The 598-nt window shown below is 58.7% G+C and carries 1 protein-coding gene; it reads right to left on the bottom strand.

Features of this window, described 5'->3' with window-relative positions; all coding sequences use genetic code 11:
* Positions 1–354 precede the first annotated feature (354 nt).
* Positions 355–598, bottom strand: a 244-nt coding sequence (locus C5Y96_RS00950) for an LON peptidase substrate-binding domain-containing protein (protein ID WP_214609067.1), incomplete at its 5' end; no start/stop codon positions are given.

The raw sequence follows: 598 nt of genomic DNA on the forward strand, positions 1-598 counted from the left end.
GATCAGCTCGAATGCGTTCCCGTTCCGGATCCATGAATCTCCAAAAACCGCTGAGTCGCCGCCCAGGGGCTATCCCCTAGTAAGCGACCTGGTTTCGATGTCGTTCGTGCATTTCCCAAGCAAACGGATGGTAAGAATCGATCCTCGGAACGTTCTGAGCACCTTTCCCCGCAGCAACCGCGCCGATCCTAGGCTGCCTGCCCGATATCGACGTAACTTCTCTATATCATACGGGATAGGGCAAGCCCTGGGATAGTAGCTGCGAGAAGAGTTCCGCCAGAAGCCGCAGGTCGCGGCAAAGCGCTGCCGGCATGATCAGAATCGGTTAACGAGGATCGCGACTGATCGTGCGCGTCAGTTGACGCTGGCCCGCAGCGGAAAGGTCGGCCGACCGAACTCTTGTGCGTCGTTGGTCGATTGCGAGAGCCAACTGATCAGCAATTCGCCCCGCCGGATCGGGTTGGTTTCGGCCAGTAACTGCTGTTTCATCAGCAGCGGCCAAGGGAGGGCGTAGGCGACGGCGTCGCTCAAGACGTCCAGAGAAGGATTGGCGCCCAAGGACGGCTGCTCAAACATTTGTGCGAACTCGGTCTTGGCG

The organism is Blastopirellula marina (genome assembly GCF_002967715.1).
In the GTDB taxonomy this organism is placed as follows: Bacteria; Planctomycetota; Planctomycetia; order Pirellulales; family Pirellulaceae; genus Bremerella; species Bremerella marina_B.